Source organism: Vitiosangium sp. GDMCC 1.1324 (assembly GCF_003044305.1).
Classification (GTDB): Bacteria; Myxococcota; Myxococcia; order Myxococcales; family Myxococcaceae; genus Archangium.
On sequence record NZ_PZOX01000031.1, the window covers coordinates 17,081 to 31,378 of the forward strand.

12 protein-coding genes are annotated in these 14,298 nt (G+C 65.7%); 9 read left to right on the forward strand and 3 right to left on the reverse strand.

Going from position 1 to position 14,298, the window contains the following annotated elements:
- Positions 1–176: 176 nt before the first annotated feature.
- The gene (locus DAT35_RS51505) at positions 177–635 is read left to right on the forward strand and encodes an STAS/SEC14 domain-containing protein (RefSeq protein WP_108076852.1); all 459 of its coding nucleotides are present in this window, start codon (positions 177–179) and stop codon (positions 633–635) included.
- 284 nt (positions 636–919) lie between these two features.
- Positions 920–2,950 (forward strand): hypothetical protein, encoded by a 2,031-nt coding sequence (locus DAT35_RS51510; RefSeq protein WP_108076853.1) that lies wholly within the window; start codon positions 920–922, stop codon positions 2,948–2,950.
- Positions 2,951–3,037: 87 nt separating this feature from the next.
- Here the strand turns inward: DAT35_RS51510 and DAT35_RS51515 are convergent, their stop codons facing one another.
- The 3 genes from DAT35_RS51515 to DAT35_RS51525 all read right to left on the reverse strand — a co-directional run bounded on the left by DAT35_RS51515 (position 3,038) and on the right by DAT35_RS51525 (position 6,137).
- Complete coding sequence (locus DAT35_RS51515) at positions 3,038–3,811, reverse strand: SDR family NAD(P)-dependent oxidoreductase (protein WP_108076945.1); 774 nt, start codon at positions 3,809–3,811, stop codon at positions 3,038–3,040.
- A 26-nt stretch (positions 3,812–3,837) separates the two neighbouring features.
- Positions 3,838–4,860, reverse strand: a complete 1,023-nt coding sequence (locus DAT35_RS51520) for a phosphotransferase (RefSeq protein WP_108076854.1) — start codon at positions 4,858–4,860, stop codon at positions 3,838–3,840.
- A gap of 65 nt (positions 4,861–4,925) precedes the next feature.
- A complete protein-coding gene (locus DAT35_RS51525; RefSeq protein WP_108076855.1) occupies positions 4,926–6,137 on the reverse strand; it encodes an acyl-CoA dehydrogenase family protein in 1,212 nt (403 codons plus the stop codon).
- 320 nt (positions 6,138–6,457) lie between these two features.
- Here DAT35_RS51525 and DAT35_RS51530 point away from each other — a divergent pair, with 320 nt between their 5' ends.
- The 7 genes from DAT35_RS51530 to DAT35_RS51560 are packed head-to-tail and all read left to right on the forward strand — an operon-like array spanning position 6,458 to position 14,291.
- Complete coding sequence (locus tag DAT35_RS51530) at positions 6,458–7,300, forward strand: enoyl-CoA hydratase-related protein (RefSeq protein WP_108076856.1); 843 nt, start codon at positions 6,458–6,460, stop codon at positions 7,298–7,300.
- On the forward strand, positions 7,297–7,980 hold the full coding sequence (locus DAT35_RS51535; protein ID WP_108076857.1) for a TetR/AcrR family transcriptional regulator: 684 nt from the start codon (positions 7,297–7,299) through the stop codon (positions 7,978–7,980). The genes DAT35_RS51530 and DAT35_RS51535 overlap by 4 nt, the downstream gene beginning before the upstream one ends.
- Entirely contained in the window at positions 7,980–8,807 is an 828-nt protein-coding gene (locus DAT35_RS51540; RefSeq protein WP_108076858.1) for an NAD(P)-dependent oxidoreductase, read from the forward strand. The genes DAT35_RS51535 and DAT35_RS51540 overlap by 1 nt, the downstream gene beginning before the upstream one ends.
- 46 nt (positions 8,808–8,853) lie before the next feature.
- Positions 8,854–10,692, forward strand: a complete 1,839-nt coding sequence (locus DAT35_RS51545) for a long-chain fatty acid--CoA ligase (protein ID WP_108076859.1) — start codon at positions 8,854–8,856, stop codon at positions 10,690–10,692.
- A 38-nt stretch (positions 10,693–10,730) separates the two neighbouring features.
- Positions 10,731–11,870 carry an acyl-CoA dehydrogenase family protein gene (locus tag DAT35_RS51550; RefSeq protein ID WP_108076860.1) on the forward strand — a complete coding sequence of 380 codons (1,140 nt, stop codon included), beginning with the start codon at positions 10,731–10,733 and terminating at the stop codon, positions 11,868–11,870.
- Positions 11,871–11,898: 28 nt separating this feature from the next.
- Complete coding sequence (locus DAT35_RS51555) at positions 11,899–13,047, forward strand: acyl-CoA dehydrogenase family protein (protein WP_108076861.1); 1,149 nt, start codon at positions 11,899–11,901, stop codon at positions 13,045–13,047.
- A gap of 32 nt (positions 13,048–13,079) precedes the next feature.
- The gene (locus tag DAT35_RS51560; RefSeq protein WP_108076862.1) at positions 13,080–14,291 is read left to right on the forward strand and encodes an acetyl-CoA C-acetyltransferase; all 1,212 of its coding nucleotides are present in this window, start codon (positions 13,080–13,082) and stop codon (positions 14,289–14,291) included.
- The last annotated feature ends 7 nt before the right edge of the window (positions 14,292–14,298 follow it).

Consider the following 14,298-nt stretch of genomic DNA (forward strand, 5'->3'; position numbering starts at 1 on the left):
CGGACGACACTGGGAGTGGGCCGCGTCTGACAGAGGTGGGAGTGGGGTGGGAATCGCCTGCTTCCCGGGACACCTTCCCGGAGGGGGCTGCCATTGCAGGGAAGGCCGGGGGCAGTCAGAGTGCAGTGTGACACCGCGATACGGGGAGGCCCTCGTGCACCCTGGGGAGGTAGGGCATGGCTGGCCGTGTCGACTTCGATGACGAGTCGCTGTGGCCGCTGCTCCTGGTGCGCTACGTGGGCACTCCCTCGCCGGAGCAACAGGAGGAGTACCAGGCCCGTTTGAGCGCGTGCCTTCGGCGTGGGCAGAAGTACGTCAGCATCATCGACACCCGCTCCTTTGCTGGCATCCCCGCCGCGCAACGCCAGCGCATGGCGGAGTTCCTGCGGGAGCATGAGGAACTCTTCCGGCAGGTGACGCTCGGCACCTGCCTCCTCATCACCTCGCCCATGGTCCGGCTGGTCGTGAGTGTCGTCTTCCACCTCAAGCCCATGCCCACCCCGTACTTCATCGCTCCCTCCATGCAGGCGGCGCTGGACTGGGTCATCGGACGCCTGGAGGCCGCGGGGCTCACCGCGGAGGCCGCTCGCATCCGGCAGCACTCCGAGCGGCTCGTCCTCGGGCGGACGGGCTGAGGCCGCCCGTCTCCCTCTCAAAGCAGGGTCATGCAGGTTGTTTGCCATTGCCCTGCTCTCCAATGCCGCGTGAATCCAAGACATTTGCCGTGGCGATACGCATGAATCCAACCTGGCAGTGCCTTTTCTTCGGCCAACTGCATGGGTCGGCTTTCTCTGTTGTCCACCGGATGATGCGGTAAGCGATGGCGCTCGTTGACGCGCTGCGCATTGTGGACGCCCACCCCAGCGGCCTAAAGAACGCCTTGTTGGCACTGTGCCAATACGTAATGGAGGGCTGCGCCATGAGATTGCGGTGGAACCGTGAGTTGGCGTTTTCGAGTTTTCTGATCTTCGCCCTGAGCGCCCTGAGCGCCTCTCGGGCGGCTGCGGACCCGTTGCCGTTGTTGGAGTCGACAGCCATCCGGTCGCCGTTCGCGGCGGCATGTGCTGGGCAACCGGATTCCACTCCGTTGCCGGTGGATCCGCGCACCCTGGTGGTGCCCGGCGTCAACAAGCCTGGGGCCGCGGTGCAGTTCAATGCCTACTGGGTGGACCTGCACACGCCGCCGGCGCCGTTCGTCTCGAACCTGGCTCCGAATCCGAAGACCTGCGGCGAATTTCGCGCGAGCGTCGCTCGGGGCCGGACGAACATCGAGACCCGTGCCTACTTCCAGCCCTTCACCACCTCGCTCGCCTACTACAACCTCTATCTGCTCTGGGGCTACCTCATCCGCCCCGCCGACTTCGATGATCAGATCATCAAGCGCTATGGGCTCGCGAAGGCGCCATTCCGCAACCCCTACCCGCTGCCGTGGGAGAACCCCAACCTCACCAATGGCGGCAGCGGGCAGCTTCCGCTGGGAATCGTGCAGGAGCGGGACGAGAACGGGTTCTACACGGGAAAAATCAGCTCCGGCTGCTCGGGCTGCCACGATTCGCGGCTCGGGACCGAGCAGGAGGCCAGCTTCGTGTGGGGCCGTTCGAACGACGCGATCGATCCCGGCTTGATCCAGTCCGACTTCTTCCGGTCCACGGGCGTGGGGACGGTGCTCCAACTCGCGCCCGTGCCCTGGAGCGTGGGCCGCGGCACGAGTGACGCCATTGGCATCGTCGACCTCCTGCCCGCCCTCTTCGACATGGACTCGCTCGCCCTGGCACCGAGCCTGCTCGAGTATTTCCCGACCCATGCGGGAGGCATGTCCCGTGCGCCCAACTGGTGGTACCGCGCGTTCAAGACGCGCCAGTTCTGGGATGGGGCGCTCACCTCGGACAACGTCCGTTCGGAGATGGCATTTGGAATCGCGAACCTGGGCCGCACGCCCGCGCAGCGCCGCGCGCTGACCGCCGAGTTCGAGGACAACGACAACTTCTTCATCTCGCTCTCGCCCCCCGTCTATCCCAAGACGATCAACACCGCGCTCGCCGAGCAAGGAGCCGTGCTCTTTCACGAGCGTGACCTCTGGGCGAACGGCGCCAATGCCAACATCCCGAAGGCTGCAGGCAATGGCTCCTGCGCGAGCTGCCATGGCGTCTACTCGCCACGCTACGCCGCCAACCCCGCGTACCTGCCCGATCCCCGTCTCAAGGGCATTGCCGGCGTCATCACGCCCATCGAAACCATCCGGACGGATCCGGCGCGCGAGCAACTGATGGCCGACGAGCGTAAGCGCAGAGCCTGGAACACGTCCTTCCTCGCCTACAACGACCAGGCCCCAAACCACGGTCCCTTCTACGACGACCTCATCTCGAGCGCCCTGCGCCGCGTGCCGCGCAGCGCGTACGACAACGGCCTCGGGCCCGTCTACTCACCCGAAGGGCCGAACACGTGGATCGAGCCGTTCGGCTACATGGCGCCGCCGCTCTACGGCTCGTGGGCCTCCGCGCCTTATTTCCACAACGGAAGCGTGCCCACCATCTGGGAGGTGCTGAAGCCGTCGGATCGCCGGTCGGTGTGGAAGCGCCAGCAGACCTCCGCCAACGTGCTGGGAACCAACGCGGGTTACGACCCGAGCCATGCCTCGTATGACTTCGCGAAGCTCGGCTGGAAGGTGACGGCACTTGCCTGCGGAGATGTCCCGAGCAACGATCCGTTCATCCCCTGCAGCCAGGAGATGGCGACGGCCGACATCCTCTTCGCGAACATCGCCAACCTCGTCGCCAACTACAACTCGCTCGCATACCAGTCACCGCCGCCCGTCACCCAGAAGCAGATTCGCTCGCGGATGATCTTCAATTCGCATCTCTATGGGCTTGACAACGGCGGGCATGACTTCACGCAGTCGCTCACGGACGACGAGCGTTGGGCCGTCATCGAGTACCTGAAGACGCTCTAGAGCTCCGGGATGACGCCTTCCAGGCCAACTGGAACCCCTGAAGAGAGCCGCTGCCTCCGGCTCAATCCGGGCCAGAGGCAGCGGTGGTTATAGCGAGTGCAGCAGATGACCGCCATCGACGGGGAGTGCGACACCGGTGATGAAGGCGCCGGCGCCGCTGGCCAACAGCAGCAGTGCGCCTGAGAGGTCTTCCATCGAACCCAGCTTCTTCGACGGGATATTGTTCTTGAGGTAGGTCTGACCCCGCTCTGACTTGAAGTAGTCGGAATTGAGCTCGGTTTCGATGTAGCCGGGGCAGAGTGCGTTGACGCGGATGTTGTTGCGCATCAACTCCAGCGCCATGTGCCTGGTGAGCTGGATCAGGCCCGCCTTGGACGTGGCATACAGCGATTCGCCATAGCCGACACCGAGGCCGAGGATGGACGAGATGTTGACGATGCTGCCGGGCCTACCGGCCATGCTCAGTTGATCGACAAACGCACGGGCGACGCGCCACGCCGCTTTCAGGTTGGTGTCGACGACGTAGTCCCAGTCTTCTTCCTGCGTCTTCGCGAAGAGCATCGATCGGGCGACGCCGGCGTTGTTGATCAGCACATCGATGGGGCCGAAGAACCTGCCCGCCTCCGCGAACGCGGCGTTCACGCTGTCGCGATCGGTGACATCCATCGTCACGGTCGCGGCATCACCACCGGCAGTCTTGATGCGATCGGCCAGCTGCCGCAGGCGATCGACACGGCGCGCGGCGACGACCACCTTGGCGCCGGCTTCGGCCAGTACCTGCGCGAAATGCTCGCCGAGACCGCTCGACGCGCCGGTCACCATCGCCACGTGGCCCGTCAGATCAAAACGATTCTTGTTCATGGAGTCCTCCTTCGTGTCGGCTGGTGTCATTTGATCATCGCCGCGGCCATCTCCGCGATCGGACCGGCCAGCGCGCCGTAGTCCATCGCCTTCTTGCTCGACGCATTGCCGTCGAGGGCACGCTTGTAGACGCCCTGCAGAATCGCGGCGATGCGGAAGAAGCTGAAGATGATGTAGAAGTCCCAGTTCGGGATGGCCTTGATGCCGGTCAGCTCGCAATAGCGCGCGACATACTCTTCTTCCGAGGGAATGCCGAGTGCCTGGCGGTCGAGACCGCCGAGACCAGGGATCGCCGCATCCGGTGGCAGGCGCAAATGCATGCATTGATACGCGAGATCCGCCCACGGGTGGCCGAGCGTCGACAGCTCCCAGTCGAGCACCGCGACGATGCGCGGCTCGGCGGGATGGAACATGACATTGTCCATGCGGTAGTCGCCGTGGTTCAGCGCGACCTGTCCGTCGTCGGCCGGCATGTTGCGGGGCAGCCACTCCATCAGCTTTTCCATTGCCGGCAGGGTGCCGGTCTGGCTGGCTCGGTATTGTTCGGTCCAACGCTTGATCTGCCGCTCGAAATAGTTGCCGGGGCGGCCGTAGTCGGTGAGCCCGACCTGCTCCAGGTTGACCGTATGCATCGCGGCGAGTACGCGCACCATCTCATCGTAGATGGCGCGGCGTTCGGCCGGTGTCTGTTCCGGCAGCGCGCTGTTCCAGAAAATGCGGCCCTCGACGAATTCCATCACATAGAACATCGAGCCGATGACGCTGTCGTCGTCGCACAGTGCGAACATCCTCGGCACCGGCACCCGGGTCGCAGCCAGCGCCTTCATCACGCGGTATTCGCGGTCGACCGCATGCGCCGATTTCAGCAGCAATCCGGGCGGCTTCCGGCGCAGCACGTATCTGCTCTTCTCGGTGCGCACCATGAAGGTCGGATTGGACTGACCGTCCGCGAATTTGGTGCATTCCTGAATCGTGCCGAAATCGGCAATCCGCGCAGCCAGATACTTCTGCAGATTTTCGACATTCAGCGTGTCGACTGCCTCGGACATGAATATGCCTCCTTGAAAATTCGTGAACCCACTGACTGCGATGCCGGACGAAGTCGCTTCCCTGTTCAAAGCGCCGACAGCTCCTGGATGACCTGCTTGCCGAGCGCCATCATGTGGACCTGATCGGGACCATCGGCAATGCGGCACCAGCGTGCGTAGTTGAACGCCTCGGCGAGGAAGTAGTCCCCGGTCAGACCGCCGGCTCCGTGCATCTGGATCGCCATGTCGATGACTTCGAAACCGAGCTGCGGCACCATGATTTTCGCCATCGCAATCAGGTCCTTCGCATCTTTATTGCCGACGCGATCCATCTTGTCCGCCGCGCGCAGCGTCATCAGACGGCACATTTCGACCTTGGACGCCATGACCGCGATGGCCTCGCGCACCGAGCCCTGGGTGCTCAGCTTCTTGCCGAAGGCCACGCGATTCTCCACGCGTTTGCAGGCGTATTCTAGTGCGCGCTGGGCGGCGCCGATCACGCGCATGCAGTGATGGATGCGGCCTGGGCCAAGGCGGCCCTGGGCGATCTCGAAACCGCGGCCCTCGCCGAGGAGGATGTTCGATTTCGGCACGCGCACGTTGTCGAACACGATTTCGGCGTGGCCGTGCGGCTCCTCCCAGTAACCCAGCGTCGACAGCGGACGCTTGATGCGCATGCCCGGCGTGCCGCGCTCGACCAGTACCTGGGATTGCTGCAGGTGGCGGTTCGGATTGTCCGGATCGGTCTTTCCCATGACGATGAAGATCTGGCAGTTCTCGTGCATCGCGCCGGTGGCGAACCACTTGGTGCCGTTGATGACGTACTCGTCGCCTTCCGCGCGGATCGAGAGCTCGACGTTGGTCGCGTCGCTGGAAGCCACATTCGGCTCCGTCATGACATAGGCCGAGCGGATCTTGCCTTCCAGCAGCGGTTCCAGCCATTTCTTCTGTTGCTCGGGCGTCGCGTACCGCGCGAACACTTCCATGTTGCCGGTGTCGGGCGCGGAGCAGTTGAAGACCTCGGGTGCCCAGAACACGCGGCCCATGATTTCAGCCAGCGGCGCGTACTCGAGGTTGGTCAGGCCGGCGCCGCCATGCTCGGTGCCCGGCATGAACAGGTTCCACAGCCCTTGCGCTTTCGCCTTGGCCTTCAACTCCTCGATGATCGGCGGCGACGCCCAGCGGTTCTTCTGCACCTGCTGCGCGAACGTGTGTTCGTTCGGATAGACGTGCTCTTTCATGAAGGCATTGAGCCGATTCTGCAGCTCCGTGACGCGGGGCGAATGTTGGAAGTCCATGGGGTCTCCTTTGAAAACGATCAGGTGTATGAGCGCAGGTGTTCAGCATCCGGGCCCCCAACTGCGGCAGCGCATTTCGGGGCGGCTCGACCGGGCGCTACTCCAGTGGCCCGGTCGTACTCATCCCTGGCCGCGCGTGTCCAGCCCCCGACATCCCGCCAGCACATGGGCCGTTTTACCGGCCGCAACGAGAAGAATGCGACCAGGATGACGCAACACGTCGGACACCAGGCATGGCTTCACAGGGAGTGCGTCAAAGCCTGTTGTTGTTGACACAGTGCCAACAAGCCACCATCATCACGCGGATAGAGGCCCCACTCATGAGCTACCAACACATCCGGTCTTCGGTTGCGGATCGGGTCGCTACCCTGGAGTTGCACCGTCCCGAGGCGAGGAACGGATTCACCGTGACCATGGCGGACGAGCTCAGCGACGCGCTCAGCCACGCCGACGCAAATGAAGACGTGCGCGTGGTCGTCCTCACCGGCGCCGGCAAGGATTTCTGCGTGGGCGCGGACTTGAGCGGCCGCTCGTTCGAAGTGTCGAATATCGAGCACCTGGAGCGCGGCTGGGTCGAGCCGGCGACCCGGGTGACTCGCAAGCTGTTCGCGCTGCGGAAGCCGGTCATCGCCGCCGTCCGCGGCGCCGCGGTGGGCGTGGGCTCGACGATGATCCTCCCCGCGGACTTCCGCCTCGCCGCGAAAGACAGCCGCTTCGGTTTCGTCTTCAGTCGGCGTGGCATCTATCCGGAAGCGGGCTCGTGCTGGTTCCTGCCACGTATCGTCGGAATGGGGCGTGCGCTCGATTGGATGGTGAGTGGCCGTCTGATTCCCGCGGAAGAGGCGCTCGGCGCGGGACTGATCAAGTCCCTCCACGAGCCTGAGGCTCTGCTCGATGCCGCCTATGCGCTCGCCCGCGAACTGGTCGAGACGACCGCGCCAGTGTCCGTGGCCGTCATCCGGCAGGCACTCTACCGGATGAGCGCGCTCCCTTCGCCCGAGCCCGCCTTCGCACTCGACAGCCAGCTCATCGCGAGCTGTGCCCAGAACGCGGACGCGGAGGAAGGGGTGATGTCGTTCCTGCAGAAGCGGCCCGCGAAGTTCCCTCGAACGTTGGAGCGGGACCTGCCGGCGTTCCTGCCCTGGCGGGAGCAGAAGTCATGAGCCCGGCCGCAGCTCCTCGCTGGAAACGGCTCGAGCCTGACACGCGCAGGGAGCAGATTCTGGAGTGCGCCACGCGGATGTTCGGCGAGCGCCCGTACGCGGAAGTCTCCACCACGGACATCGCCCGGGAGGCGGGCGTCGCCCGAGGATTGCTCAATCACTACTTCGGGCAGAAGCGGGATCTCTATTTGAAGGTCGTGAAGAGAATGCTGCTCATGCCCGGCCTGGACGAGAGTGTGCCCATGACGGGAACCTTGCGGCAGCGGGTGGAGCGCAGTGTCGAGTGGTACCTCGATACGGTGGCGACCCACGGAAAGACCTATGTGGCGGTTACCGGCGCGGGGGGCATCGGCGCGGATCCGGAGGTCGAGCGCATCATCTCGGAGGCGGACGACGTGGCCGCTTCGAAGACGCTCGAGTTCCTGGGTCTCAAGGTCGAGGTCGGAAGTGACGCGCGGCAGCGGGCGATGATGCGCTCCTATGGTGGTCTGGTGAAAGCCACCATCCGCGAGTGGATCCGCGGCGGGACACTCTCGCGAGAGGACGCGCACCTGCTCTTGAGCGAAGCGCTCATCACGATCGTGCGTGACGTGTTCCCCCAGCTTCATCAAGACGCCCACCCCGAGCGCGGCGATTCCCGGGGGGCAGGGGTAGGGCGCAAGCGAGGAAAGGACGAGTGATGACTTCGAGGCCTCTTGCGGGACGCACGCTGTTGATGTCCGGAGGAAGCCGCGGAATCGGGCTGGCGATCGGCGTCGCGGCGGGGCGCCTGGGGGCCAATGTCGCGCTCCTGGCGAAGACCGACACGCCGGATCCACGGCTGCCCGGGACGGTGCACACGGCGGCCGCGGAGATCGAAGCCGCGGGCGGCCAGGCGCTCGCGGTGGTGGGTGACGTGCGCGACGAAGCGGCCGTGCAGCGGGCCGTGGATGAGACCGTGGCGCGCTTTGGCGGCATCGACTTCTGCGTCAACAACGCGAGCGCCCTCGCTCCGCTCAAGACCGAAGAGCTGCCGGTCAAGCGTTTCGACCTGATGCAGCAGATCCAGCTGCGGGGGACGTTCCTCCTGACACGCGCGGCGATTCCGCACCTGCGGAGATCCCCCCACCCGCACATCCTCTCGCTCTCGCCACCGGTCAACCTCGCGCCGCGCTGGATGGGCCTGCATCCGGCGTACACACTCGCCAAGTACGGGATGACCCTGCTCACGCTCGGTTGGGCCGCGGAGCTGGCCGAGGCCGGCATCGCCGCGAATGCCCTCTGGCCCCGAACGCTCATCGCCACCGCCGCCGTGAAGAACATCCTCGGGGGCGACGCATCGATGGAGCGGGCCCGCTCGCCGGAGATCATGGCGGACGCGGCCGTGGCCATCCTCCAGCGCCCGCCGCGCGATTGCACGGGGCAGACCTTCATCGATGAGGACGTCCTCCGCTCCGAGGGCATCACCGACTTCAGCCGCTATGGGGGCGGCCCTGACGTCTTGCTCGACCTCTACGTCGACCCCTGAAGAGGAACACAACAGCACGTTTGTCCATTGACTCGAGGAGGTTCCCATGGGTCCGCCGCTCGCAGCCTTGGAAGCGCAGTGTCAATCACAGGCAAGCAAGCTCACGCTGCCGCTGCTCCTCAAACGCAATGCCGAAGAATACGCGGGCGCTCCCGCTCTCAGCTCCGGAGACAAGACGCTCTCCTGGGCACAGCTGCGCGAACAGACCGCGGCGCTCGCCCGCGGGCTCGGCGCGCTCGGGCTGACGCGAGGCGAGCGGATGATGATCATGATGTCCAGCCGGCCCGAGCACTGGCTCATCGACTTCGCCGCAGTCCACCTCGCCGCCATTCCCTGTACCGCGTACCAGACCCTGAGCACCGAGCAGGTGGGTTACGTCGCGCGGCACAGCGGGGCCACGGTGGTGGTGCTGGAGGGCGCGGAGGAGGTCGCACGGTGGCGGCCGGTGCTCGAAACGCTCCTGACGCTCAAACGGATCATCGTCCTCGATTCATCAGCCATCCCCGCCGGGGATGCGCGCTTCGTCTCCTTCGCGGAGGTCGAGGCCGAGGGACGCAGGTTGCATCAGGCGGATTCACGGGTCTTCGAGGACGGCTGGAAAACCATCCGGCCCGAGGATCCGATCGCGATGATGTACACCTCGGGCACCACGGGCGATCCCAAAGGCGTGGTGCTGAGCCACCGGAATGCCTTCTATGAGGCGATCTCGGTGGACCTCGCCGCCCCCGTCCCCATGCAGTCCCCGTCGATCGCCTATCTCCCGCTGGCGCATATCGCGGAGCGCGAGCTCGGCTTCTACCGTGCACTCTACAAGGCGCTGCATGTGCACATCTGCGCGGATCCGGCGGGCGTGGTGCCGCTGATGGCCAAGGTGTCTCCCCCCGCGTTCTTCGGAGTGCCGCGCGTCTGGGAGAAGCTCGCCGGGGGCCTGCGGGCGAAGCTGGGCACGCTCGAGTCTTCTCAGCGCGAGGCCATCCTCGCCGCTTATGCGGTGGTCCTGGAGGCCTTCCGGCTCGAAGGCGCCGGAAGAGCCGTGCCCTCGGAGCTCCAGCAGAAGGCCGCGGAGGTGGATGCCAGGGTCCTCAAGCCCCTGCGCCGGACGCTCGGATTGGACGCGCTCCAGTGGGCGAGCAGCGGCTCGGCGCCCATCCCCGTCGACATTCTCGAGTACCTCGGAGGCTTCGGGATCAAGGTGCTCGAGGTCTGGGGCATGAGCGAAACCACAGGCTGTGCCACCATCAACACGCCCGCGGACTTCCGCGTTGGTGCCGTGGGCCAGCCCATTCCCGGAATGCAGCTCCGGCTGGCCGAGGACGGTGAGATCTTCGTCCGTGGCCCCGTGGTGTTCCTCGGCTATCTCGCCGCGGAGGGCCAGATCGTCAGCGCCGTCGACGCGGACGGCTGGCTCGCCACCGGCGACATCGGCACGCTCGACGCCGACGGATTCCTCACCATCACCGACCGCAAGAAGGAGCTCCTCATCACCTCGAGCGGGAAGAACATCGCGCCATCCCGGATCGAGGGCATGCTGCGTGCCCATTCACTCGTCGGTCAGGCGATCGCGATTGGCGACCGCCGGCCCTACGTGACGGCACTCGTCTCGCTCGACCCGGACGCCGCGCCGCTCTGGGCCAAGGCCCATGGCCTCGCGCCGCGGCCGCTCGCCGACCTCTCGCGTGAGCCAGCGATTCTCGCCGAGCTCGAGTCGCTCGTTGCCTCGACCAACGCCCGGCTTTCCCGCGCGGAGCAGATCAAACGCTTCGAGGTGGTCCCCGAGGCGTGGTCTCCCACGACGGGCCAGCTCACGCCCACCCTCAAGCTCAAGCGCCGCGTCATCCTCGAGCAGTACGCCGAGCGCATCGCCACGCTCTACGCGAACGCCTGATTCCCCACCTCCTGGAACCACCACCCAAGAGACTCCCCATGCATGTGAGAACACCGGAGCAAGCCTCGTTCGCCGCCGCCATCGACGCGTTCTGCCGCGACAAGACGGGTACGCGCGCGCAGCGCGACGCCCTGACTCATCACGGCGCCGAGGCCCACAACGCCGCCCTCTATGCGCAGATGGCCGAGCTCGGCTGGCTCGGAGTGGGCATCCCGTCGACGTATGGCGGCTCGGACGGTGGCTTGTCCGACATGTGTCTCTTCGCCGAGCGGACCTCGTACGGACTCGCCCCGGTGGGTGGCTACGTCACCACGGCGGTCGCCGCCGGTCCGTACATGAAGTTCGGGACCGAGAGCCAGCGCGAGACGATCCTCGGCGGCATCATCCGCGGCCGCGTGGAGGCGATCGCCATGTCCGAACCCGGAGCCGGCTCGGACGTCGCCGCGCTCACCTGCCGCGCGACCCGGACCTCGGGAGGATTCATCATCAACGGGCAGAAGACCTGGTGCTCGAACGCGCACATCGCGGACCATATTCTGCTCGTGGCTCGCACCAACCCCTCGGGCGGGCGGCACGAGGGCTTCACCATGTTCTGTGTCCCCGCGGGCACGCCGGGGATGGAGATTCGCGGTATCCCCACCCTGGGCGGCAAGGACGTGAATGACGTCTACTTCACCGACTGCTTCCTGCCCGAGAGCGCCGTGGTCGGAGCCGTGGACCAGGCCTGGCGCCAACTGATGGCGGGGCTCAACTGCGAGCGACTCATCCTCGCCGCGGCCATGCTCGGCCGCGGCCGGCGCGCCTTCGATGACGCCGTTGCGTACGTGAAGGAGCGCAAGCAGTTCGGCCAGCCGATCGGTTCCTTCCAGGCGCTCAAGCACCGGATCGCTGACCTCGCCACCGAGCTGGATTGCTGTGAGCTGCTCATCTACCGCGTGGCCGCGATGGCGGACGAGGCGCCCGAGCGGATGCTCCCTCGCGAGGCGTCGATGGCGAAGCTGAAGACGACCGAGACGGCCAAGCGCGTGGCGCTCGAAGGCATGCAGATGATGGGGGGCTACGGCTATGCCCTCGAATACGACATGGAGTCGCATCTGCGCGCCACGGTGATCTCCACCGTCTATGGCGGCACGAGCGAAATCCAGCGCGACATCATCGGCAAGACGTTCGGGCTCTAGAGCGGAACCTGAGAGGAGGGAGGCAGACATGACGAAACGTTCCCCATGGAGCTCGGACGAGCTCGAACAGGTGCGCGGGCTCGCGGCCAGCTACTTCACGAAAGAGGTCCTTCCCAACGTGTCCAAGCACGTGGCCCAGGGTTATCCAGACAAGGCGCTCTATCGGCGAGCGGGCGAGCTTGGGCTCCTGTGCATGTCCATTCCGGAGGCCTACGGCGGAGGAGGCGGCACGTTCGCGCATGAGGCGGTCCTCATCGAGGAGCAGATCCGCGCCGGGGACCCCTCGATGGGCTTCTCGGTGCATTGCTCCATCGTCGCGCACTACATCCTCGCCTATGCGTCCGAGGCTCAGAAACAGAAGTGGCTGCCCAAGCTCGCGAGCGGCGAGTGGGTGGGAGCCATCGCCATGACCGAGCCGGGGACCGGTTCGGACCTCCAGGCCATCACCACCCGTGCGGTTCGGGACGGCGATTTCTACCGTGTGAGCGGCGCGAAGACCTTCATCTCCAACGGCCATGTCTGTGACTTCATCATCATTGCCGTGCGGACGGGGGACGCGAAGGGTCACGCCGGCATCTCGCTGTTGTGCGCCGAGGTCTCCGACACGACGCCCGGCTTCGAGCGGGGCCGTATCCTCGACAAGCTCGGCGGCAAGGGCCAGGACACGACCGAGCTCTTCTTCGATGACCTGAAGGTCCCCGCGGTCAACCTGCTCGGTGGCGAGGAGGGCCGTGGTTTCGTCCAGATGATGCAGCAGCTGCCCCAGGAGCGGCTGAGCGTGGCACTCATCGGGATGGCGAGCCTCGAGCGTGCCGTGGAGTTGACGGTCGAGTACACCAAGCAGCGTCGCGTCTTCGGCAAACCCCTCCTCGAACTGCAGAACACGCGCTTCGAGCTCGCGGAGTGCGCGACCCTGAAGCGTGTCTGCCGCACCTTCATCGATGACTGCATCCAATCCCACCTCGAGGGACAGCTCGACGTGACCACGGCGGCCATGGCCAAGTACTGGGTGACCGACCAGGCCTGCATCGTCGTGGACCGCTGCCTGCAATTGTTTGGCGGTTATGGGTACATGAAGGAATACCCCATTGCCCACCTGTTCGCCGATACCCGCGTGTTGCGGATCTTCGCCGGCGCGAATGAGATCATGAAAGAGCTCGTCGCCCGTTCCCTCTGAACCACTCCCATCGTTTCGCAAGGAGGCTCTCCGTGAGCCAGGAAGCTTTCATCTTCGACGCTGTTCGCACTCCCCGCGGCAAGGGCAAGAAGGGCGCACTGCACGGAACCAAGCCCATCTCGCTGCTCGTCGGCCTGGTGGATGCGCTCAAGAAACGCCACCCGAACCTGGATCCCCAGCGGATCGACGACGTGGTGCTCGGCGTGGTCTCTCCGGTCGGGGAGCAGGGCGCGGACATCGCCCGGACCCTGGTGCTCGCGGCCGGACTCCCGGAGACGACCGGTGGAGTCCAGCTCAACCGCTTCTGCGCCTCGGGCCTGACCGCGGTGAACATGGCCGCCCAGCAGGTGCGCTCGGGCTGGGAGCACCTGGTCATCGCGGGCGGAGTGGAGAGCATGTCGCGCGTCCCGATGGGCTCGGACGGTGGCGCCTGGGCCCAGGACCCCGCCACCAACTATGACACCTACTTCGTGCCTCAGGGCATCTCCGCGGACCTGATCGCGACGATGGAAGGCTTCACCCGCGAGGACGTGGACCGCTATGCCGTGCAGTCGCAGGAGCGAGCGGCCAAGGCCTGGGCCGCCGGATACTTCAAGAACTCCGTCATTCCGGTGGTAGACCAGAATGGACTCACCGTGCTGGAGCGCGACGAGCACATGCGCCCGGACTCCACCGTGGCCTCGCTCGGTCAGCTCAACCCGTCCTTCGTTGGGATTGGCGAGGCCGGCGGCTTCGACGCGGTGGCGCTGCAGAAGTACCACTTCGTGGAGAAGATCCACCACGTGCACACGCCGGGGAACTCGTCCGGCATTGTGGACGGCGCGGCGCTCGTGCTGCTGGGCTCGGAGAAGGTCGGCAAGGCGCTCGGACTCACGCCGCGGGCGCGCATCGCCGCCGTCGCCACGTCCGGTGCGGACCCCACCATCATGCTCACCGGCCCGATTCCGGCCACCCGCAAGCTGCTCGAGATTGCCGGCCTCTCCATCCGGGACATCGACCTCTTCGAGCTCAACGAGGCCTTCGCCTCCGTGGTCCTCAAGTACCAGAAGGACCTCGCCATCCCGAGCGAGAAGCTCAACGTCAACGGCGGTGCGATCGCCATGGGCCACCCGCTCGGGGCCACTGGCGCGATGATTCTCGGGACCGTGGTGGACGAGCTCGAGCGGCGGAAGGCGCGCCGCGCGGTCGTCACCCTGTGCGTCGGCGGCGGGATGGGCGTGGCCACCCTCGTCGAGCGCGTTTGAACCTCTT